At 34.4% G+C, this 273-nt stretch carries 1 protein-coding gene; it reads right to left on the bottom strand.

The genetic code is table 11. From position 1 onward, the window contains the following. Positions 1-273: tyrosine-type recombinase/integrase (locus tag ACTHS4_RS11960; RefSeq protein WP_440365994.1), on the bottom strand; the 273-nt coding region annotated here is incomplete at both ends.

Below are 273 nucleotides of genomic sequence, written 5' to 3'. Positions count from 1 at the left end.
ACGTAAATCTGCTCCATTTTCTAATAAGTGCGTAGCAAACGAGTGACGCAACGTATGAGGTGTAAGTTCTTTTTCAATATTTGCCTCTTTCGCTAATCGTTTTAATATTTTCCAAAATCCTTGTCTTGATAATCGATTACCATGATGGTTTAAAAAGAGTGCATCTACTACTTTTTTCCCCATTAATTCTCTTCTTCCTTTTTCAATATACTTTTGAATCGCTTCCGTTGCTAAACTTCCTAGTGGAATAATTCTTTCTTTATTCCCTTTCCC

It is taken from the genome of Neisseria sp. P0014.S009 (assembly GCF_051958155.1).
Classification (GTDB): Bacteria; Pseudomonadota; Gammaproteobacteria; order Burkholderiales; family Neisseriaceae; genus Neisseria; species Neisseria flavescens_C.
The sequence above is the reverse complement of the archived record's forward strand: the minus strand, read 5'-3'. Positions and strand labels throughout refer to the sequence as shown.